Origin of the sequence: Microbacterium sp. TPD7012 (genome assembly GCF_003075395.1) — a bacterium.
In the GTDB taxonomy this organism is placed as follows: Bacteria; Actinomycetota; Actinomycetes; order Actinomycetales; family Microbacteriaceae; genus Microbacterium.
Map to the genome: position 1 here is coordinate 692,891 of NZ_QDFV01000001.1, position 19,933 is coordinate 712,823.

Sequence of the window (19,933 nt, forward strand, 5' to 3'; positions counted from 1 at the left end):
CGTGTCAGCGGGCGGTCTCAGCCGTGATGGTGCTCGGAGTTCTCGTCGCCGTGGTGCTCGTGATGCTCATGGTGCTCGCCCTGCTCTCCCTGCTCACCGTGCTCGCCGTTGTCCTCGGAGCCCTCGGAGCTCTCGGAGCCCTCGGAGCTCTCGGAGCTCTCGGAGCCCTCGGAGTGCTCGGCGTTCTCGTCGTGGTTCTCGGAGCCGTCCGAGTCCCCGGCGTCCTCGTCGTGGGTCTCGCCCTGCTCCCCGGCATCCGCTTCGCTGTCGGGGGCCGGCTCGCCCGCGAGCGGGACGGTGTCGATCACACCCGTGGACGCGACCGCCCAGTGCGTTCCCTCGTCGGAGGACGCATCCTGCGGATAGTCCTTCGGCTCGTCCTCGTAGTACGCACGTGCGGCAGCCGCGAGCATGGAGCTGACGGCAGCCGATCGGGGGTCGTCGTCGTCCGTGGAGTCGGAGTCGGGGGCCTCAGCGGCGTCGGGCTGCGCCTCGTCCTGCGCGGACACGGCGTCCGCGTTCACGGACTCATCGTCCGACTCGGCTTCGCTGTCCGCGTCCGTCGCGTCGGAGGCGGCGTCGGTCGCCTCGGAAGCGACGTCGGCCGAGTCGGACGCCTCGTCCGCCGTGTCATCCGTCGCGCCGAGCTCCGTGAAGAACTCGACGCCGGCGTGCGCGTCGTCGCCCGGCTGGTCCGTGCCGTCCTGTGCCGCGTCGTCGGATTCCGTCGCCTCGGATGCGGTGGGAGCCGACGTGCCGAACAGGATCTCGTCGAAGGAGCGCGTCGGCGCGGCATCCTCCTCGGATGCGCCATCGTGAGACGCATCGTCCTGAGGTGCATCGTCCTGAGGTGCATCGTCCTGAGGTGCATCGTCGGACGTAGCGTCGTCAGCATCGTGCTGCTCGACCGTGCTGTCCTCGACCGTGCTGTTCTCGGCCGAGGTCTCCTCAACGGAGCTCTCCTCGACGGAGCTCTCCTCGACGGAGCTCTCCTCGACGGAGCTCTCCTCGACGGCGAAACCCGCATCGGCCGCGTCGTCGGCGACGAGCGCTTCGGCAGCACTCTCCTCGACCGCAGCCTCCGAATCCTCCGCAGCCTCCGCAGCCTCCGCAGCCTCCGAATCCTCAGCTGCCTCCGAAACCTCCGCAGCCTCCGAAGCCTCGTCCTCGGCCACCGTCGCTTCGGGAGCATCACCGAGAGCAGCGACACCCGCGACACCGGCAACCCCCGCCGCGACAGCGCCGGCGGCGATTCCTGCGCCGGGTGCCTCCGCGCTCTGAGGGGCGACGAGCTGCGGCGCGGCGGCCTCGGCGCGCGGGCTGAACTTCCCGCCGCGCACATGCTCGATGAAGACGTCTTCCAGGGTCGGGCCGCGCTGCACGAGCGTGCTCAGCGCGATCCCCGCGTCCGCGGCGACGGCGCCGACGGTACCGGCGTCTCCTCCGCGCACGGTGAGTCCGGAGCGCAGCACCTCGACGTCGAATCCCGCACCGGACAGGGCCGCCGTGAGGGCGGCGCGATCGGCGGCGTCCACGACCACCGAGCCGTTCTTCGGGTCGGCGAGCGTCTCGATGCCGCTGGCCAGCACCAGCTGACCCTTCGACAGGACGAGCACGTTGTCGGCGACCTGCTCGACCTCGCTGAGGAGGTGCGACGAGACGAGCACCGTGCGGCCCTCGTCGGCCAGGCGTCGCATCAAGAGGCGCATCCAGCGGATGCCCTCGGGGTCGAGACCGTTCGCGGGCTCGTCGAAGACGAGGGCCCCAGGGTCGCCCAGGAGGGCGTTCGCGATGCTCAGCCGCTGGCGCATGCCGAGCGAGAATCCGCCGATGCGGGAATCGCCTTCGCCCTCGAGACCCACCATCGCGAGGACCTCGTCGACGCGCGCGAGCGGGATGCCGTTCGCCTTCGCGGCGATGGTCAGCTGCCGGCTCGCGGTCCGGCGCGGACGGTAGACCGTCTCCTCGAGCACGGAGCCGATCGTGCGCAGCGGCTGACGCAGCTCCGCGAAGGCGGTCCCGCCGATCGTGGCGGTGCCGGAGGTGGCTCGGATCTGACCGAGCAGAATACGAAGAGTGGTGGTCTTGCCTGCCCCGTTCGGGCCGAGGAAGGCGGTGACGGCGCCGGGCTCGACTCGTGCCGAGAAATCGGAGACAGCGGTCACCTCATTGAAGCGCTTCGTCACATTCGTGAACTCGAGCACCTGTCCGTCGGGCATCCGCGACCTCTCGTTGCAATGAACAGTTCCCCCTATCCTGCCGGAAAAGCGCCCGGATCGCGTATTTCGTGCGGATTCCGACCCCGCGCCGACGGAGTAGCCTGGCACGCGTGACCGACACCATCGCTGCGCCCCGCGTCCTCGCGAGCAAGGAAGGAGCGCTCGGACGGCTCACCCTCAACCGCCCCGAGGCGATCAACGCCCTCGACCTCGGCATGATCGAGCTGCTCACGCAGGCTCTCACCGCCTGGATCGACGACACCGACGTGCAGATCGTGCTGATCGACGGCGCCGGGGAGCGGGGGATGTGCGCGGGTGGCGATGTGCGTGCCCTGCACGGCCAGATCGTCTCCGGTCACGCAGAGCGGACCGCCGAGTTCTTCCGTGCCGAGTACGCGCTGAACGCGCTGATCGCCGAGTACCCGAAGCCCGTGGTCGCGATCGCGGACGGCATCACGATGGGCGGCGGCATCGGCCTGGCCGGCCACGCCGCGATCCGCATCGTCACCGAGCGGTCGAGGCTGGCGATGCCCGAGACCCGCATCGGGTTCACTCCCGACGTCGGCGGCACCTGGCTGCTCGGGCGCGCTCCCGGCCGCTTCGGCGAGTACTTCGCGCTCACCGGCTCGACCATGGACGGAGCGGATGCCGTGCTGCTCGGCTTCGCCGACCACTTCGTCCCCTCCGACCGGCTCGACGCCCTGCGCGAGGCGCTGGCCTACCGCGCCGACCCCACGGGGCCGAGTGAGATCGTGCTGCTCTTCGACGAGACGCCCGACCCGTCGCAGCTCCCCGCATCGCGCACATGGATCGACGAGGCGTTCTCCGCGCCGACGGTCGTCGAGATCGTCGAGCGTCTGCGGAGTCAGGGGACGACGGATGCCGCCGCCACCGCCGACCTCCTGGAGGAGCTCGCGCCGACCGCGCTCGTCGTCACCCTCGACGCCGTGCGCGAAGCGCGTGGCTTCCCGAACCTGCGTGCAGCGTTGGAAGGCGAGTACCGCCGTGTGCTGTGGTTCGTGAACGAGCACCCCGACCTCGTCGAGGGCATCCGCGCGCAGCTCGTCGACAAGGACCGCGATCCGAAGTGGCATCCGCCGACGCTCGCCGAGCTGGCACCGGATGCCGGTGCCGGCGCGCGCGACTACGCACCGGAGCGTCCGCTCTTCTGAGTCTCGCTGTCCGCGAAGAAGAGGTCTCCATTCGCGCGAATACACGCCGCCCGTTCTTCGCCCGGGTTCAGAAACCGCAGGCCGCGGTCGACAAGGTTCGCTGTCAGCGAAGGTCCTCCGAAAGGGGGATACGAATGTCCGCGGTTCGTGGCACTCTGTCTTGTGGCCGGTTGTCGGTCGGCATCCGTCTGCCGAGAAACCTGTCGCTCCATCCTTCCTAGAAAGTCCGCCTGTGCTGGGAAAAATCCTCGTCCGCTATCTGTCTCGCTATAGGTGGCTCCTGCTCGGCGTGCTGGTCTTCCAGCTCGCCAGCGCCGCCGCGACCCTCTACCTCCCGCGCCTGAACGCCGACATCATCGACAAGGGCGTCGCGCAGGGAGACACCGGCTACATCTGGAGCACCGGGCTGTTCATGCTCGCCGTCTCGCTGGGTCAGATCATCGCCTCGGTCACCGCCACCTACTTCGCCGCCCGCGCCGCGATGGGCGCCGGTCGCGACATCCGCGCCGACGTCTTCGGCAAGGTCAGCGGCTTCTCCGAGCGCGAGGTCTCCGTCTTCGGCGCCGGCTCGCTCATCACGCGCAACACGAACGACGTGCAGCAGGTGCAGATGCTCGCGATGATGGGCGCGACCATGCTCGTCACCGCGCCTCTGCTCGCGATCGGCGGCATCATCTTCGCCGTCCAGACCAACGTCGGCCTCAGCTGGCTCATCGCCGTCTCGGTGCCGGCCCTCCTCATCCTCGCGGCCCTGGTCATCGGGCGCATGGTGCCGCTGTTCCGCAGCTACCAGGGCAAGCTCGACAACGTCAACCGCATCATGCGCGAGCAGCTCACGGGTGTTCGCGTCGTGCGCGCATTCGTGCGCGAGGGCATCGAAGAGGAGCGCTTCCGCGGTGCCAACACCGACATCATGGTCGTCGGACGCAAGGTCGGCTCGCTGTTCGTGCTGCTGTTCCCGCTGTTCATGCTGATCCTCAACGTCACCGTCGTCTCGGTCATCTGGTTCGGCGGCATCGAGGTCAACAACGGCACGGTGCAGGTCGGCACGCTCTTCGCCTTCATGCAGTACATCGGCCAGATCATGGGCGGCGTCATCATGGCCAGCTTCATGGCGATGATGATCCCGCGCGCCGCGGTCTCGGCCGAGCGCATCGGCGAGGTGCTCGACTCGGAGTCCTCCATGATCCGCCCGGAGAACGGCGTCACCGCGTTCCCCGCACCCGGTGCCGTGGCGTTCGACGACGTCGAGTTCACCTACCCCGGCGCCGATGCCCCCGTGCTCTCGGGCATCAGCTTCGGCGCGCAGCCCGGAGAGACGGTCGCGATCGTCGGTTCCACCGGATCGGGCAAGACGACGCTCGTCTCGCTCATCCCGCGCCTCTTCGACGTCTCGGGAGGAGCCGTGCACGTCGGCGGCACCGATGTGCGCGACGCCGACGTGGAGGCGCTGTGGGACAGCATCGGCCTCGTGCCGCAGCGTCCGTTCCTCTTCACCGGCACGGTCGCGTCGAACCTGCGCTACGGGCGCGAGGAGGCCACGGACGAAGAGCTCTGGCACGCGCTCGAGATCGCGCAGGGCCGCGACTTCGTCGAGGAGATGCCGCAGGGCCTCGAGTCGCGCATCGCGCAGGGCGGCACGAACGTCTCCGGCGGACAGCGTCAGCGCCTTGCGATCGCCCGCGCGATCGTGCACCAGCCGAAGGTCCTCGTCTTCGACGACTCGTTCTCGGCTCTCGATCTGACCACCGACGCCAGGCTGAGGCAGGCGCTCTGGCGGGAGCTGCCGCACGTCACGAAGATCGTGGTCGCGCAGCGCGTCTCGTCGATCACGGATGCCGACCGCATCGTCGTCCTCGAAGGCGGCACCATGGTCGGCGTCGGAACGCATGAGGAACTGCTCGAGACGAGCGAGACCTACCGAGAGATCGTCGAATCGCAGCTGGGGGTGGACGCATGAGCGACAACACCAAGCGAGGCCGCGGCAAGGCAGCGGTCGCCGAGCCCGAGCTGACCGAGGAAGAGAAGTACGAGGCCGAGCTCGCCGAGCAGGCACGCCAGAACTCGGGAGACTGGGACAGCGTCGCACCGGGCAAGGCCGACAACTTCGGTCCGAGCTTCGCGCGCATGATCGGCCTGCTGAAGCCCTCGGCGGTGTGGTTCGTCTTCGTGTCGATCCTCGGCGCCCTCGGCGTCGTCCTCACGGTCGCGGCGCCCAAGGTGCTCGGCGAGGCGACGAACCTCGTCTACAAGGGCTTCATCTCCATCCAGCTCGGGCAGCCCAACGGCGACTTCCCCGGGTTCCCCGCCGGCACCTCGCAGGACGTCGTCGTCGAGGCACTGCGCAGCGCGGGGCAGGACGACTTCGCGAACCAGGTCGGCGCGCTCGGGGACTTCACGGTCGGGCAGGGCGTCGACTTCGAGGCGCTGCGGTGGATCATCGCCGCGGTTCTCGCGATCTACGTCGCGGCGGCGTTCCTCACCTGGATCCAGGGCTACGTCATCAACGTGATCATGGTGCGCACGATGTGGCGCCTCCGGGAATCGGTCGAGGCGAAGATCAACCGTCTGCCCCTGTCGTACTTCGACAAGGTGCAGCGCGGTGAGCTGATCTCGCGGGTCACGAACGACATCGACAACATCACGCAGACGATGCAGCAGTCGCTGTCCGGAGCGCTCACCTCGGTGCTCACCGTGATCGGCGTGCTGTTCATGATGTTCTCGATCTCGTGGCAGCTGGCGCTCGTCGCCCTCATCACGCTGCCGCTGATGGCCGTGATCTTCGGTGTCATCGGTCCGCGTTCGCAGAAGGCGTTCGGCGCTCAGTGGCGCAAGGTCGGCCGACTGAACGCCCGCGTCGAGGAGGCCTTCTCGGGCCACGCCCTCGTCAAGGTGTTCGGACGCGAGAACGACGCGCTCGACAAGTTCCAGGTCGAGAACGAAGAGCTGTTCCAGGCGAGCTTCAAGGCGCAGTTCCTCTCCGGCATCATCATGCCGGCGATGATGTTCGTCGGCAGCCTCAGCTACGTGGGCATCGCGGTGCTCGGCGGGCTGATGGTCGCGAACGGTCAGCTCCGTCTCGGCGACGTGCAGGCGTTCATCCAGTACTCGCAGCAGTTCACGCAGCCGCTGTCCGAGCTGGGCGGCATGGCCGCGGTCGTGCAGTCCGGCACCGCGTCGGCCGAGCGCGTCTTCCAGCTGCTGGACGCCGACGAGCAGGAGGCGGACGACGCCGATGCTCCGGAGCTCGCCGACGGCAAGGGCGTCATCGAGTTCGAGAACGTCGCGTTCTCCTACACGCCCGAGCGCCCGCTCATCCAGGACCTGTCCTTCCGAGTGGAACCGGGACAGACCGTCGCGATCGTCGGACCGACCGGTGCGGGCAAGACCACGCTGGTCAACCTGATCATGCGGTTCTACGAGCTCAGCGGCGGCCGGATCATGCTCGACGGCCAGGACATCGCCGAGATCACCCGCGACGATCTGCGCTCCCGCACCGGCATGGTGCTGCAGGATCCGTGGCTGTTCGCGGGCAGCATCCGCGAGAACATCCGGTACGGCCGCTCCACGGCGACCGACGACGAGGTTCTCGAGGCGGCCAAGGCGACGTACGTCGACCGATTCGTGCACGCTCTCCCCGAGGGGTACGACACGGTCCTCGACGAGGACGCCTCGAACGTCTCGGCGGGTGAGCGCCAGCTCATCACCATCGCCCGCGCGTTCGTCGCGCAGCCGTCGATCCTCATCCTCGATGAGGCCACGTCGGCGGTCGACACCCGCACCGAGTTGCTGCTGCAGCACGCCATGGCGGCACTCCGTGAGGGCCGTACGTCGTTCGTGATCGCGCACCGTCTGTCGACCATCCGCGACGCCGACCTCATCCTCGTGATGGAGCACGGTGACATTGTGGAGAAGGGCACGCACGACGAGCTCATCGCCGCGCAGGGCGCCTACTGGCGCCTGTACCAGTCGCAGTTCGAGCAGGCGGCCACCGACCTCGATGCCGAAGAAGCGCTCACCGGGACGACCCCGGTCGTCGTCACCGGCGACGCCGACGACAGTGCTCAGGCCGAGGCGGATGACGCCGCAGCCGGCGCGTCGGTCGGTGCGCAGTCGCCGACGGCAGAGGCCGCGGCCGCGCAGCGCCTGGTGGAGGACGGTGCCGACGACTCCGGTCGCCGGGCCTGATCACCTGCACAGCACGACGCCCCATCCCGTTCTCCGGGGTGGGGCGTCGTGCTGTTGTCGAAGCCGGTCAGGACTCGTCGGAATGGATGCCGAGCAGCTGCAGCGGGTGCGTCAGCCGCCACCAGGGACTCGGCCCCTCGACGTCCTCCGCGAGCACGAGCGGTGTCGTCACGGAGTCGAGCGGGCCCGCCGTGGTCAGTGTGCCCACCGTGCCCTTCTGCTCGCGCTGGTCGCCCAAGGCGAAGTCCGTCGTCGTGGTCGCGGTCGACCCGTTCCAGAGCACGACGTTCGCGTCGTCAGCGGTGACGATCTCGACCTTCTCGCCCCAGAGCGTCGTGACCTCTCCGACGACCGTGCCCTTCTCGACGGCGGGGGCCTGCGCCTGCAGCGCGGCCTCGGTCTCGGCGAAGAGCGCGCGCGTCGCGGCGAGGCGCTGCTCGTCATCCGCCTGGTTCAGCACCGCAGCGTAGAGCCGCACGGTGGTGTCGCCGACTGCGAGGTCCTTCGCCGTCAGCAGGTTCCACCCGACCAGTGATCCGGTCTTGATGCCCAGGACGCCCGGGTCGACGAGCATCCCGTTCGTGTTGACCACTGTGCCCGCTCCGGGCAGATCGACCACCGGGGTTCCGACGATCTCGGCGAAGACCGGGTTCTTCATCGCCCATTCGCCGAGCGTGATCAGCGCCGCCGGGGTCGCCACGTTGCCCTCGTCGAAACCGGACGGCGTGACGACGGTGATGCCGCCGAGCCCGCGCTCCCGCAACCACACGGCAGCGGCGTCCGCGAACTGCTCGTCGGACCCCCAGATCTCCGAGGCCAGCCGGTCGATGTAGTTGTTCGCCGAGCCCATCAGCGTGCCCTGCAGCAGCTGATACTCCGTCAGCACGCCGTCGACCGGCACGTCCAGGGCCGATTGGTCCGACCTCCGGTACTCCCAGTACTCATCCTCGTCGTCGCTGTCGAACGAGAACTCCGGCCCCTGCTCGCCGACGGCCAGCGGCATCCGGTCGAGCACCATCAGAGTGCTCACGACCTTGGTGATGCTGGCGATGCTCGCGGCGTCCGGCGTGGAGGCGGCCGTGCTCACACCGGCGATCCCGACGGCCGCGCTGCCCTGCGCCGGCCAGGTGAGGGTCGCTGCCGGTGCGGGGATCGTGTCGAACTCGATCGTCTGCACGGTCGGAGGAACCTCGTGCAGCGGCCAGAGCAGCGTCGTGCCGGCATAGGCCGCGACCAGCCCGGCGAGCACGCCCAACGGGACCAGCAGACCCGGACGCGTGATCGCCGGCCGCAGGTGCGCATCGCGCATCAGTCCGTCGGCCTGCTCGGCGTCGGCGACGTCATCGAGCGTCGCCACGGACGTGTGGTGCGCGACGGCCGCGGGGTCGACCCAGGTCAGGGCGGTCGCGGTGACGGCCTCGTCGGCCCACTGCGCGGGAGGCGCCTGCAGGGCCGCGGCCCCGCCGTCGATCTCGTCAGGCGTCGCGGCGGACGATTCGGGAGGGAGCGTCGCCGTCGGCGCATCGGCGCGCGGCTTGAAGAGAGGCGGCTCCACGACGTCGGTGGGGGCCTCGGTCGGGACGCTTCCCGCAGCGACCGTCTCGGTCGGGGCGGTGTCGGACAGGGTCTGCTCGGTCGGGACCGTCTCAGTCGGGACGCTCTCGGTCGGGACCGTCTCAGTGGCGACGCTCTCGGTCAGGACCGTTTCAGTCGGGACGCTCTCGACCGCCGTGACCTCGCCGGCCTGCGCACGCGGCGGGTCCGAGGTGAACAGCGCGTCGACGGCGACGGCCGAGACCGCGAGGGCGGGCACGTGGGTCGAGGACGGCGGCGGCGCATCGCCCGCGAACAGGGCGTCGGTCGCGAAGGCAGAAGCCTGGTCCGGCGTGCGCGTGGCGGCATCCGTCCCGAACGGGAACGCGGCGCGATCGGCGTCGGGGGAGGTGTCCGAAGGAGCACCGTCGCCCAGGACGCCCGTCGCCTCGTCGGCGGGATCAGAAGGGGTCACTCGTTTACGGTACCGAATCCCGGCCGTGATCGCGGCGGAGTCACCCCGAGGTCACAGAGTGTCGGGACGCGGTAGGATCGTCAGCACAACCACGGGAGTCCGGCGAGCCGGGCTGAGAGGGAGCGAATCGCGCTTCGACCGTCGAACCTGATCTGGGTCATGCCAGCGCAGGGAGGAGTTCAGATGAGTACGTCCACGTCCACATCCGCGTCCACCACGCAGGGTCAGACACCCGCCGCAGGCCTCTTCCGCTGGCGCGTCGTCGACATCGTCGTCGCCGCAGTGCTCGGCGTCGCGATCGGCCTGGTCTTCTGGGGCTGGAACACGATCGGCTACGCCTGGTTCGGCGCGGCAGATGCCCTGACCCCCGGTCTCGGCGGCATCGCCGTCGGCATCTGGCTGCTCGGTGGCGTCGTCGGCGGACTCGTGATCCGCAAGCCCGGCGCCGCGCTGGTCGTCGAGCTCGTCGCGGCGATCGTCTCGATGCTGATCGGCAACGTCTGGGGGGTCTCCACGGTGCTCTCCGGACTCGTCCAGGGACTCGGTGCGGAGATCATCTTCGCGCTGTTCTTCTACCGCCGCTTCGGCATCGTCGTCGCCGCACTGGCCGGTATGGGTGCGGCGGCTGCCGCGTGGGTGTTCGAGCTCTTCTACGGCAGCTCGCCGAACATCCTGAAGTCGCTCGAGTTCAACACGATCTACCTGGTCAGCGTCGTCGTCTCCGGAGCGATCCTGGCCGGCGTCCTCGGCTGGCTGCTCGTGCGCGCTCTGGCGGTCACGGGCGCACTGAGCCGCTTCGCCGTCGGGCGAGAGCACGTGCGCGAGGTCTGAGCGTGAGTGTCGCCGCCCCGGCCCGCGTGCAGGCCGCGGGCTGGGGGTGGCGGTACGCCGGTCGAAAGCGCCCGGCGGTCACCGATGTGAGCTTCACGATCGAGCCCGGGGAGCGCGTGCTGCTCCTCGGCGCCTCCGGTGCCGGCAAGTCCACGCTGCTCGCCGGCCTCGCGGGCGTGCTCGGAGACGCCGATGAAGGCGACCGTCACGGCTCGCTGCTCGTCGACGGGGCCGCCCCGGAGTCTCGGCGCGGACAGGTCGGTCTGGTGCTCCAGGATCCGGACGCCGGGATCGTGCTGTCCAAGGTGGGTGACGACATCGCCTTCGGGTGCGAGAACTTGGGCGTCGCGGCATCCGAGATCCCTGGCCGGGTCGCCGAGGCGATGGATGCCGTGGGCCTCGACGTACCGCTCCACCGCGCGACCAAGGCGCTGTCGGGAGGGCAGAAGCAGCGACTCGTGCTCGCCGGCGTGCTGGCCATGCGGCCAGGGCTCCTCCTGCTCGATGAGCCGACGGCCAACCTCGACCCCGACGGCGTGCACGAGGTGCGGGCCAGCGTCGAGCGTGCTGTCGCCGCGACCGGTGCGACGCTGATCGTCGTCGAGCACCGCACGCCTGTCTGGATCGACCTGATGACGCGGGTGATCGTGCTCGCCGCCGACGGAGGCCTGCTGGCGGACGGCCCGCCCCATCGGGTGTTCGCCGAGCACGGGGCCACGCTCGCCGACGCCGGGGTGTGGGTGCCCGATCGCGGCATCGAGCTCCCGGTTCTGCAGCAGGTGCCGGCATCCGACGCCCTCACGGCGTCCGGGCTCGCGGTCGCCAGGGAACCCGGCGTGGTGGTGCAGGCAGGGCTCGAGCTCCATGTTCCGCGCGCGAACGCGACCGTGATCACCGGACCGAACGGCGCGGGCAAGTCGACGCTCGCGCTCACTCTCGCCGGTCTCATCCCCGAACACGACGGCGAGGTGCGCGCCGCGCCCGAGCTCGCCGGGCGACGGGGCATCCGTCCCATCCGCTGGACCTCACGCGAGCTGCTCACCCGCATCGGCATGGTGTTCCAGGAGCCCGAGCACCAGTTCCTCGCGCAGACCCTGCGCGACGAGCTCGCCGTCGGACCGCGCGCTCTCGGGTGGACCCAGGCGAAGACGGATGCCGTCGTCGACGAGCTGCTCGAGCGGCTGGGCCTCGCGCCTCTCGCGCTCGCCAATCCGTTCTCGCTCTCGGGCGGACAGAAGAGGCGCCTTTCGGTGGCGACCGTGCTCGCGGGCGCACCCGAGGTGATCGTGCTCGACGAGCCGACCTTCGGGCAGGACCGCCGCGGATGGATCTCCCTGGTCGCGCTGCTGCAGGAGGAGATCGCTCGCGGTCGCTCGATCGTCGCGGTCACCCACGACGATGCCGTGATCCGGCACCTCGGCGGTCACCGCATCGAGCTGGGGGCGGCATCATGACCACGACCGAGACCGTCAGGGCGGCGTGGCTCGACGGCGTCAACCCGGTGACCAAGCTGCTGCTCGCGCTGCTGCTCTCGGTGCCGCTCTTCGCATCGATCGACGTCACGAGCGCCCTGGTCGCGATCGGGCTGCAGCTGCTGTGCCTGCCGCTGACGGGCCTGCGCCTCGCCACGGTGCTGAAACGGCTGCTGCCGATCATGATCTTCGCGCCGATCGCCGGGATCAGCATGCTGCTCTACGCGGAACCTGCCGGTCGTGTCTACTGGACCTTCGGCTTCGCGACCATCAGCGAGGGCTCGATCGTCCTCGCGATCGCGGTGAGTCTGCGCGTGATCGCCCTCGGCCTGCCGACCATCCTCCTGTTCGGCGGCACGGACCCCACGCAGCTCGCGGACGCACTGTCGCAGGTCGCGAAGCTGCCGAGCCGTTTCGTGCTCGGCATCCTCGCCGGCACGCGGATGCTCGGACTGTTCCTCGACGACTGGCGCACCATGGGCCTCGCCCGCCGGGCGCGCGGCGTCGGCGACCGCGGAGCGCTGCGGCGGTTCTTCTCGATGGCGTTCGTGCTGCTCGTGTTCGCCGTACGTCGAGGGTCGAAGCTCGCGCTGGCGATGGAGGCGCGGGGCTTCGGGTCCGGCATCCCGCGCACCTGGTCGCGGCCGTCGCGGCTCCATCCGCGGGATGCCGTCGCCGTGCTCGGCGGCGTCGCGATCATGGCGCTGGCGCTCGCCGCCGCCGTGGCCCTCGGCACGTTCCGCTTCGTCTGGAGCTGAGTCCGAGTCGGGCTGAGCCGACCCGACGTCAGGTCGCGTTCCAGAGGTCCCGGTAGTAGGCGAGGCGCTCGCGATCGGGTTCGAGACCGTAGGCCTCGATGAGTGCGTCCTCCCAGCCGGGGCCGTAGTTCCACTCCGTGCTCATGGAGGCGACGGCCAGGTCGGCCCAGCGGTCGGCGGTCCCGAGCAGCGCGAGGTCGACGTGGGCGATCCAGCGCCCGTCGTCGCCGACGAGCGTGTTCGGGCAGCAGGCGTCGCCGTGGCTGACGACGAGGCGATCGATGGGCGGGGCGGTGCGCAGCGCGTCCGGCACCTCGATGCCGCGCCCTTCGGCGTTCGCGATGCGCGAGGCGATGCTCCACTCCCACGGGCACTCCTCGACGGGGAGCGTGTCGTGCATCGCCCGCAGAGCCTTGCCGACCGCACGCACGGCGATCGCGGGCTCGGCGACCCACCGCGGGTCCACAGCGCTGAGGCCGTCGATCGCCGCGGTCACGAGCCACTCGTGCGTGTCATCCTGCCCCTGTTCGATCACCGTCGGCACGGCGATCCAGCGGGAGGCCCAGGCCATCCGCTCGGCCTCGTCCTGCAGGCTGAACTCGAGGTTCCGCGGACCCCACTTGATGTAGAACGGATCGCCCGCACCTGTCGCTCGGAAGGTGAGCCCGCCGTAGTCGTTGTCCCAGACGCAGACCAGGTCCGCACCACGCGCGAGGCGGCGGACCTTCTCGGGGACGGCGACCGGTTCCGTGGGAATCGTCATGCCTCCATCCTGACGCACGGTGCGATACCCGGGCCCGGCTTCGTGACTGCACGGAGAACCACGTAGGCTGAGACTGCGTTTCAGAAGCAGCAGTCGCACACGTTCGAAGGAGAACAGATGCAGGTCAGCGGACAGGGTGCTCTCATCACGGGAGGGGCGTCCGGACTCGGGCTCGCCACAGCACGACGACTCACGAAGGCGGGCGCGCACGTCACCATCGTCGACCTCGCCTCGTCGAAGGGCGCGGAGATCGCCGAAGAGCTCGGCGGACTGTTCGTGCCCGCCGACGTCACCAGCGCCGACGAAGTGCGCGATGCCGTCGCCGCGGCCCAGGCGGCCGCGCCGCTGCGCGTCGTCGTGAACTGCGCGGGGATCGCTCCGCCCGCCAAGGTGCTCGACCGCGACGGGAACCCCGCCGTGCTCGCCGACTTCGAGCGCGTGGTCCGCATCAACCTCGTCGGCACGTTCAACGTGACCTCGCAGGCCGCTGCCGTCATCGCGAAGAACGAGCCCACCGAGAGCGGCGATCGCGGCGTGATCGTGAACACCGCGAGCGTCGCGGCCTTCGACGGGCAGATCGGCCAGCCCGCCTACTCCGCGTCCAAGGGCGGCGTGCACGCGATGACCCTGCCGGTGGCCCGCGAGCTCGCCCGCCACGGCATCCGCGTGTGCACCATCGCCCCCGGCATCATGGAGACGCCGATGCTGATGGGGCTGCCGCAGGCCGCGCAGGACTCGCTCGGCCAGCAGGTGCCGTTCCCGTCGCGCCTCGGCCGCCCCGACGAGTACGCCGCGCTGGTCGAGCACATCGTCGACAACGGCTATCTCAACGGCGAGACCATCCGTCTCGACGGCGCCATCCGCATGGCGCCGAAGTAACCCGTCCGGCAGATCAGAGGAGCACCCATGTCACTGGCAGGCAAGACCATCCTGATGTCCGGCGGAAGCCGCGGCATCGGCCTCGCGATCGCGCTGCGTGCGGCACGAGACGGCGCGAACATCGCGATGCTGGCGAAGACCGACACCCCGCATCCGAAGCTCGAGGGCACGGTGCACAGCGCGGCCGAGCAGATCCGCGCCGCGGGAGGGCAGGCGCTGCCGATCGTCGGCGACGTGCGCGACGACGACGACATCACCGAGGCCGTCCTGAAGACGCAGGGCGAGTTCGGCGGCATCGACATCGTGATCAACAACGCCAGTGTGATCGACCTGTCGCGCTCGCTCGAGCTCGGCGCCAAGAAGTACGACCTCATGCAGGACGTCAATGTGCGCGGAACGTTCATGCTGTCGCGCGCCGCGGTCCCGATCCTCAAGGATGCCGAGAACCCGCACATCCTGTCGCTGTCGCCGCCCCTGAACCCGACGCCGAAGTGGCTCGGCGCGCACACCGGGTACACGCTGGCGAAGTTCGGCATGACGATGGTGACGCTCGGCCTGGCCGCGGAGTTCGCCCGTGACGGCATCGCCGCGAACACGCTCTGGCCGCGGACGACGATCGCCACCGCGGCGGTGCAGAACCTCCTCGGCGGCGACAAGGTCATGGCGGCGAGCCGCACGGCCGACGTCTACGGGGATGCCGCCTACGCGGTGCTGCTCAAGCCCGCCGCGAGCTACACGGGCCAGACGCTCATCGTCGAGGACGTGCTCGAGGCCGACGGCGTGACGGACTTCTCCGGCTACGCCGCGATCCCCGGGACGCCCGACTCGGCGCTGTTCCCGGACATCTTCCTCGACTGAGCGGGCTCAGAACAGCAGGTAGACCGCACCCACGACGGTGAGAACGATCACGATGCGGTCGAACAGCCGCTGGTCCATGCGCTTCGCGAGACGGATGCCGGCGAGGGCGCCGATCACCACGAGCGGGGCGAGCACCGCGTCCATCAGCAGCACGGGCACGTGGAACAGGCCGAGTCCTGCGAGGAACGGCACCTTGACCAGGTTGATGATGGCGAAGAACCAGGCCGAGGTGCCGAGGAACACCTGCACGGGTGTCCGCGTCGCGAGGAAGTACATCGACATCACCGGTCCGCCTGCGTTGGCGACCATCGTGGTGAAGCCGCCGAGCGTGCCGTAGACGCCGGACAGCAGGATGCCGCCGGGGGCGGGCGCCGCGGCATCCGCTCTGTCCTGCCGCCAGCGGCGCCACAGCGTGACGGCGATCATGAGGAGCAGGATCACGCCGATCGCGCGCCGCACGATGCCGTCGCCGGCGAGCGCGAAAAACGCGAAGCCGACCAGCAGCCCCGCGACGACGGCCGGCGCGAGGCGCAGCAGCGTCGGCCAGTGCGCGTGGCGGCGGTAGGCGATCAGCGCGAAGATGTCGCCGACCATGAGCAGGAGGAGCATCGCCGCCGTCGAGGTGCGGGCGGGCAGCACCGCCGCGAACAGGGCGATCGCGAGGATGTTGCCGCCGGGGATCGCGGTCTTCGAGATGCCGATCGTGATCGCGGCGACGCCGAGTGCCGCCCATGCCCACGGCTCGAGGCCGATCATCGGTCGATCTCGGCGACGATCGCGTCATAGCCGCGGCTCGCGGCGAGTTCGCGGGGCAGGACGCCGTCGCCGTCGGGGATCGTCACGTCGGCACCGCCGTCGATCAGTGCGCGCACCACGTCGACGTAGGCGCCGGACCCGTCGCCGAGCACGATCGCCTCGTGCAGCGCCGTCCAGTTGAGGTCGTTCACGTGGTTCGGGTCGACGCCCGCCTCCAGCAGGATCCGCACGGTGGCGAGCAGGCCGCGCTCGGATGCCGGGATCAGCGCCGTGCCGCCGAAGCGGTTCGTGCTCGTCAGGTCGGCGCCGTTGTCGAGGGTGAGGCGCAGGATCTCGTCGTGACCGCGGGCCCCCGCGTAGAGGTAGGCCGAGTCCTGGATGTCGTCCTTCGCGTTCACGTCGGCGCCCGCTTCGATGAGCACGCTCGCGGCATCGACGCTGTTCGCCTTGGTCGCGATCACGAGCGCCGTCATCCCGCCCTCACCCCGTGCCTCGATGTCGGCGCCGGCGTCGAGCGCCTTCGCGACGGCGTCGGCATCGCCCGTGCCGACGGCATCGAGCAGGTCACGGGTGGCTTCGGACACGGAGGACTCCTCAGACGGCGGCGGCGTTTCGGCGGAGGCGGTGCACGCCGTGGCGGCCAGGGCCGTGCTCGCCGCGATGGTCGCAGCGAGCAGCATCCGTCTCGTTCTCATCGTTCTGGTATACCAAACCAAGCTGAACGTGACCGAATGCGTCGCAGAGTGACGGCGGCGGAGCGCGTCAGCCGCGGACGGCGGACAGCGCTGTCGCGAACCGTGCCGCGCGCTGCTCGATGTCCGTCCAGTCGGATGCCGCGATCGACGCGCCGTTCGCCAGATCGCCGCCGGCCCCGACCGCCACCGCACCCGCGGCGAACCATGCCGCGAGGTTGTCGGGGCTGACGCCGCCGGTGGGCATGAGGGGAGCGTCGGGGAACGGCCCGCGCAGCGCGCCGAGGTAGGAGGGGCCGCCGAGGGACGCCGGGAAGATCTTGACGACGTCGACGCCCAGCGCGAGTGTGCTCATGACCTCGGTCGGGGTCATCGCGCCGGTCATCACGACACGGCCGGTGTCGAGCATGGTGCGGGTCAGGTCGGGGAGCGTGCCGGGACTCACGAGGAACTCGGCCCCGGCGTCGGCGGCGAGCGCCGCCTGCTCCGGAGTGGTCACGGTGCCGGCGCCGACGTAGGCGGCATCCCCGTGCCGGGCGATCAGCTCGCGGATCACAGCCGGGGCATCGGGCGTCGAGAACGTGACCTCGATGCCCGTGACGCCGCCGCGGATGATCGCCTCGGACGCCTCCAGAGCGAGTTCGGGCGAGGGAGCGCGGAGCACGGCGAGGATGCCGGTGGTGCGGGCGCGGGCGAGACGGTCGGACATCGGTTCTCCTCGGGGTGGGGTGCCCCCATTCTCGCGGAACACAACCTGTAATTACAAGTTGTCTCAGTGTGTGCGGCCGGGAACCCAGGCGTCGATCAGGAGCTTGGACTCCTTGAGCCCGAGGCCGGTGTGCTCGCGAAGCACCTTGATCGCGACGATCCGCTGATCACCGGCGACCAGCTTGTCGATGTCGGAGGCGACGGGTGCCGGCAGCGACGCGCGCACCGAGGCGGGCGTGTGCGCCGCCGGAGCGATCGAGGAGTACGCGGCGGTGGCGTTCGAACGGGCAGCGAGGTGCGGAGCCGTCGTGCTGATGGACCAGTGCTCGACGCGGTCCTTCGCTTCCTTCAGGCCGACGCCCGTGACGTCGCGGAACAGCTTGATGGCGTGGATCTTCTGCCCTGCCGCGATGAGCCGGTCGATCTCGGCGACGACCTGCGGGGTGAGACCCGAGGCGGTCGTGGCGGCGGACGACGCGGGCAGCGAGCGTGCGGTCGTCGGCGAGGGCGTGAACACCTGGGGTTCGGGGAGCTTCGGTCGCATCCCTCGGAGCGCGGCGGACAGGATCACCACGACGACGACGAGGCCGACGACGATCCCGATGATCCAGACGATGGTGTCCATGGGGTCAGTCTAGGGACGCCCCGTCCCGCGCCCCAGGGCCTTCCCACCCGCCACCGCGTACCCTTGTACCTATGACCGACACTCCCCGCACGCGCGAGACGCGCCCCGCAGCATCCGCGTCCGCCCCGGAGGGTCGACCCGCTCAGGGCAAGGTCCGCTCCACGAAGCCCGCGCAGGTGCGTCCGGCGACCGAGGGCTGGACGCAGCAGAAGGATGCCGAGGGGCGTCCGCTCCTGCAGTTCGCGAGCCCGAAGCGGGGGAAGCCCCCCGTGCACCTCGCCGACCTCACCCCGGCCGAGCGGGCCGAGAAGGTCAAGGAGCTCGGGCTCCCCGGCTTCCGGGCGAAGCAGCTCTCCACGCACTACTTCCGGCACTACACGTCGGATCCCGCCGAGATGACCGACCTCCCCGCCGGCATCCGCGAGGATCTCGTCTCCGGGATGCTGCCGCCGCTGCTCACCGAGGTGCGCCGGCTCGAGACCGACCGCGGCGACACGATCAAGTTCCTCTGGCGCCTGCATGACGGTGCGCTCGTCGAGTCGGTGCTCATGCGCTACCCCGGTCGCATCACGCTCTGCGTGTCGAGCCAGGCCGGCTGCGGCATGAACTGCCCGTTCTGCGCGACCGGGCAGGCGGGCCTGACCCGCAACATGTCGACCGCGGAGATCATCGAGCAGATCGTGCGCGCGAACCGCCTGATCGCCGAGGGCGGTCTCGGCGGCAAGAAGGCGGACGACCACAGCATGGAGCGCGTCTCGAACATCGTCTTCATGGGCATGGGTGAGCCGCTCGCCAACTACAAGCGCGTCATGGATGCCGTGCGATCGATGGTGGCCCCGCAGCCCGACGGCCTGGGCATGAGCGCTCGCGGCATCACGGTGTCGACGGTCGGGCTCGTGCCGGCGATCAAGAAGCTCGCCGACGAGGGCATCCCCGTCACCTTCGCGCTGTCGCTGCACGCGCCCGACGACCACCTGCGCGACGAGCTCATCCCGGTGAACTCCCGGTGGAAGGTCGACGAGGCGCTCGACGCCGCGTACGACTACTACGCGAAGACCGGTCGCCGCGTCTCGATCGAGTACGCGCTGATCAAGGACATGAACGACCACGCCTGGCGCGCCGACCTCCTCGCCGAGAAGCTCAACCAGCGCGGCCGCGGCTGGGTGCACGTGAACCCGATTCCGCTGAACCCGACGCCGGGGTCCATCTGGACCTCGTCGGAGACCTCGGTGCAGAACGAGTTCGTGCGGCGCCTGAACGACGCCGGCATCCCGACCACCCTCCGCGACACCCGCGGCAAGGAGATCGACGGCGCCTGCGGTCAGCTGGTCGCGACGACGGAGGACGAGGCCGCCTCGGCCGCGATGGCCTGACCTGCCCGACGCGGTTCCGCCGACCGGCGGGCGTCGCGGGCGCCGAGCTGCTCGGCGCGGTCGAGCCAGCGGGTGACGGTCGCCTCCTTCGCGTCCTTGACGCCGAGCATCCGGTGGGTGCGCACCGAGCGGATGCCGCACAGGCGCATCGTGTTGCGCGCGACGTGCGTCTGCGCGGGGAGACCGGTCAACGGCGCCGCGAACCACGGGGTGTCGGCGAGCAGGAGCAGGCGCCCGCGGCGTGCGGGCAGCAGGCCCTCGGGGAGTCCGAGCTTCGTGTAGCGGTACTCCTGCTGCGGAAGAAGAGCCCGGTCGAAGAAGCCCTTCAGCACGGCGGGCACCGACCCCCACCACAGGGGCGTGGTCACCACCACGGTGTGCGCCTCGCTCAGCGCTCGCTTGGCCTCGACGAGGTCCGGCTCGAGCGTCATCCGCTCGCGGTATCCGAAACGCAGATGCGGATCGAAGTCGAGGTCGCGCAGCGCGAGCACGCGGGCGTCGCCGTGCCCTGCGGCATAGCGCTGCGCGAGCGCGGCGGTCAGAGAGCGGGCGTCGGGGTGGCCGTCGATCACGAGAGCGGGCATGGCTGCGTTCCTATCTGGACAGTGTCAAGCTGATGGACACTGTCAAG

18 protein-coding genes and 1 riboswitch are annotated in these 19,933 nt (G+C 70.1%); of the genes, 10 read left to right on the plus strand and 8 right to left on the minus strand.

Annotation, left to right across the window (positions count from 1 at the left end; genetic code table 11):
- Nucleotides 1-17: 17 nt before the first annotated feature.
- Nucleotides 18-2,219 (minus strand): ATP-binding cassette domain-containing protein, encoded by a 2,202-nt coding sequence (locus tag DC434_RS20225; protein ID WP_207769882.1) that lies wholly within the window; start codon nucleotides 2,217-2,219, stop codon nucleotides 18-20.
- A gap of 110 nt (nucleotides 2,220-2,329) precedes the next feature.
- Between DC434_RS20225 and DC434_RS03320 the strand changes: the two genes are divergently transcribed.
- The 3 genes from DC434_RS03320 to DC434_RS03330 all read left to right on the plus strand — a co-directional run bounded on the left by DC434_RS03320 (nucleotide 2,330) and on the right by DC434_RS03330 (nucleotide 7,579).
- Entirely contained in the window at nucleotides 2,330-3,391 is a 1,062-nt protein-coding gene (locus tag DC434_RS03320) for an enoyl-CoA hydratase/isomerase family protein (RefSeq protein ID WP_116633823.1), read from the plus strand.
- A gap of 232 nt (nucleotides 3,392-3,623) precedes the next feature.
- Nucleotides 3,624-5,351: an ABC transporter ATP-binding protein gene (locus tag DC434_RS03325; protein WP_116633824.1), complete on the plus strand. Its 1,728-nt coding sequence runs from the start codon at nucleotides 3,624-3,626 to the stop codon at nucleotides 5,349-5,351.
- On the plus strand, nucleotides 5,348-7,579 hold the full coding sequence (locus tag DC434_RS03330; protein WP_116633825.1) for an ABC transporter ATP-binding protein: 2,232 nt from the start codon (nucleotides 5,348-5,350) through the stop codon (nucleotides 7,577-7,579). The genes DC434_RS03325 and DC434_RS03330 overlap by 4 nt, the downstream gene beginning before the upstream one ends.
- Nucleotides 7,580-7,646: 67 nt before the next feature.
- Here the strand turns inward: DC434_RS03330 and DC434_RS03335 are convergent, their stop codons facing one another.
- A complete protein-coding gene (locus tag DC434_RS03335) occupies nucleotides 7,647-9,587 on the minus strand; it encodes a D-alanyl-D-alanine carboxypeptidase (RefSeq protein WP_243408781.1) in 1,941 nt (646 codons plus the stop codon).
- An 81-nt stretch (nucleotides 9,588-9,668) separates the two neighbouring features.
- A riboswitch (TPP riboswitch) is annotated at nucleotides 9,669-9,780 on the plus strand.
- Here DC434_RS03335 and DC434_RS03340 point away from each other — a divergent pair.
- From DC434_RS03340 to DC434_RS03350, 3 genes are all read left to right on the plus strand, one after another.
- A complete protein-coding gene (locus tag DC434_RS03340; protein WP_207769883.1) occupies nucleotides 9,771-10,418 on the plus strand; it encodes an ECF transporter S component in 648 nt (215 codons plus the stop codon). It overlaps the preceding riboswitch by 10 nt.
- Nucleotides 10,415-11,872 carry an ATP-binding cassette domain-containing protein gene (locus tag DC434_RS03345; protein ID WP_116634027.1) on the plus strand — a complete coding sequence of 486 codons (1,458 nt, stop codon included), beginning with the start codon at nucleotides 10,415-10,417 and terminating at the stop codon, nucleotides 11,870-11,872. The genes DC434_RS03340 and DC434_RS03345 overlap by 4 nt, the downstream gene beginning before the upstream one ends.
- Nucleotides 11,869-12,648, plus strand: a complete 780-nt coding sequence (locus tag DC434_RS03350; protein ID WP_116633826.1) for an energy-coupling factor transporter transmembrane component T — start codon at nucleotides 11,869-11,871, stop codon at nucleotides 12,646-12,648. Before DC434_RS03345 ends, DC434_RS03350 begins: the two co-directional genes overlap by 4 nt.
- A 28-nt stretch (nucleotides 12,649-12,676) precedes the next feature.
- Here the strand turns inward: DC434_RS03350 and DC434_RS03355 are convergent, their stop codons facing one another.
- Nucleotides 12,677-13,411 carry an aminoglycoside 3'-phosphotransferase gene (locus tag DC434_RS03355; protein WP_116633827.1) on the minus strand — a complete coding sequence of 245 codons (735 nt, stop codon included), beginning with the start codon at nucleotides 13,409-13,411 and terminating at the stop codon, nucleotides 12,677-12,679.
- A 117-nt stretch (nucleotides 13,412-13,528) separates the two neighbouring features.
- On the opposite strand from DC434_RS03355, the gene DC434_RS03360 reads away from it, so the two are divergent.
- Together DC434_RS03360 and DC434_RS03365 are read left to right on the plus strand one after the other, a co-directional pair.
- Nucleotides 13,529-14,290, plus strand: coding sequence for an SDR family NAD(P)-dependent oxidoreductase (locus DC434_RS03360; protein ID WP_116633828.1), 762 nt, complete (start codon nucleotides 13,529-13,531; stop codon nucleotides 14,288-14,290).
- A 27-nt stretch (nucleotides 14,291-14,317) separates the two neighbouring features.
- Nucleotides 14,318-15,148, plus strand: a complete 831-nt coding sequence (locus tag DC434_RS03365) for an NAD(P)-dependent oxidoreductase (RefSeq protein ID WP_116633829.1) — start codon at nucleotides 14,318-14,320, stop codon at nucleotides 15,146-15,148.
- 6 nt (nucleotides 15,149-15,154) lie between these two features.
- Here DC434_RS03365 and DC434_RS03370 read toward each other — a convergent pair whose 3' ends face one another.
- The gene (locus DC434_RS03370; protein ID WP_116633830.1) at nucleotides 15,155-15,904 is read right to left on the minus strand and encodes a sulfite exporter TauE/SafE family protein; all 750 of its coding nucleotides are present in this window, start codon (nucleotides 15,902-15,904) and stop codon (nucleotides 15,155-15,157) included.
- Entirely contained in the window at nucleotides 15,901-16,488 is a 588-nt protein-coding gene (locus DC434_RS03375; protein ID WP_243408783.1) for an ankyrin repeat domain-containing protein, read from the minus strand. The genes DC434_RS03370 and DC434_RS03375 overlap by 4 nt, the downstream gene beginning before the upstream one ends.
- On the opposite strand from DC434_RS03375, the gene DC434_RS20310 reads away from it, so the two are divergent.
- Nucleotides 16,475-16,651, plus strand: coding sequence for a hypothetical protein (locus DC434_RS20310; protein WP_243408784.1), 177 nt, complete (start codon nucleotides 16,475-16,477; stop codon nucleotides 16,649-16,651). The genes DC434_RS03375 and DC434_RS20310 overlap by 14 nt on opposite strands.
- Before the next feature lie 15 nt (nucleotides 16,652-16,666).
- Here the strand turns inward: DC434_RS20310 and DC434_RS03380 are convergent, their stop codons facing one another.
- Together DC434_RS03380 and DC434_RS20070 are read right to left on the minus strand one after the other, a co-directional pair.
- Nucleotides 16,667-17,305 carry a bifunctional 4-hydroxy-2-oxoglutarate aldolase/2-dehydro-3-deoxy-phosphogluconate aldolase gene (locus tag DC434_RS03380; RefSeq protein WP_116633832.1) on the minus strand — a complete coding sequence of 213 codons (639 nt, stop codon included), beginning with the start codon at nucleotides 17,303-17,305 and terminating at the stop codon, nucleotides 16,667-16,669.
- 63 nt (nucleotides 17,306-17,368) lie between these two features.
- Nucleotides 17,369-17,929, minus strand: coding sequence for a ribosomal protein L7/L12 (locus tag DC434_RS20070; protein ID WP_165807980.1), 561 nt, complete (start codon nucleotides 17,927-17,929; stop codon nucleotides 17,369-17,371).
- 71 nt (nucleotides 17,930-18,000) lie between these two features.
- Here DC434_RS20070 and rlmN point away from each other — a divergent pair, with 71 nt between their 5' ends.
- Nucleotides 18,001-19,302, plus strand: a complete 1,302-nt coding sequence (gene rlmN / locus DC434_RS03390; RefSeq protein WP_207769884.1) for a 23S rRNA (adenine(2503)-C(2))-methyltransferase RlmN — start codon at nucleotides 18,001-18,003, stop codon at nucleotides 19,300-19,302.
- Here rlmN and DC434_RS03395 read toward each other — a convergent pair.
- On the minus strand, nucleotides 19,251-19,886 hold the full coding sequence (locus DC434_RS03395; RefSeq protein WP_116633833.1) for an NAD(P)H-dependent oxidoreductase: 636 nt from the start codon (nucleotides 19,884-19,886) through the stop codon (nucleotides 19,251-19,253). The genes rlmN and DC434_RS03395 overlap by 52 nt on opposite strands.
- Between the last annotated feature and the right edge of the window lie 47 nt (nucleotides 19,887-19,933).

Coding starts and splice junctions, on each gene's coding strand:
- DC434_RS20225 (WP_207769882.1), bottom strand. CDS start 2,219: ATGCCCGACGGACAGGTGCTCGAGTTCACGAATGTGACGAAGCGCTTC.
- DC434_RS03330 (WP_116633825.1), top strand. CDS start 5,348: ATGAGCGACAACACCAAGCGAGGCCGCGGCAAGGCAGCGGTCGCCGAG.
- DC434_RS03340 (WP_207769883.1), top strand. CDS start 9,771: ATGAGTACGTCCACGTCCACATCCGCGTCCACCACGCAGGGTCAGACA.
- DC434_RS03350 (WP_116633826.1), top strand. CDS start 11,869: ATGACCACGACCGAGACCGTCAGGGCGGCGTGGCTCGACGGCGTCAAC.
- DC434_RS03355 (WP_116633827.1), bottom strand. CDS start 13,411: ATGACGATTCCCACGGAACCGGTCGCCGTCCCCGAGAAGGTCCGCCGC.
- DC434_RS03360 (WP_116633828.1), top strand. CDS start 13,529: ATGCAGGTCAGCGGACAGGGTGCTCTCATCACGGGAGGGGCGTCCGGA.
- DC434_RS03365 (WP_116633829.1), top strand. CDS start 14,318: ATGTCACTGGCAGGCAAGACCATCCTGATGTCCGGCGGAAGCCGCGGC.
- DC434_RS03370 (WP_116633830.1), bottom strand. CDS start 15,904: ATGATCGGCCTCGAGCCGTGGGCATGGGCGGCACTCGGCGTCGCCGCG.
- DC434_RS03380 (WP_116633832.1), bottom strand. CDS start 17,305: ATGTCCGACCGTCTCGCCCGCGCCCGCACCACCGGCATCCTCGCCGTG.
- DC434_RS20070 (WP_165807980.1), bottom strand. CDS start 17,929: ATGGACACCATCGTCTGGATCATCGGGATCGTCGTCGGCCTCGTCGTC.
- rlmN (WP_207769884.1), top strand. CDS start 18,001: ATGACCGACACTCCCCGCACGCGCGAGACGCGCCCCGCAGCATCCGCG.
- DC434_RS03395 (WP_116633833.1), bottom strand. CDS start 19,886: ATGCCCGCTCTCGTGATCGACGGCCACCCCGACGCCCGCTCTCTGACC.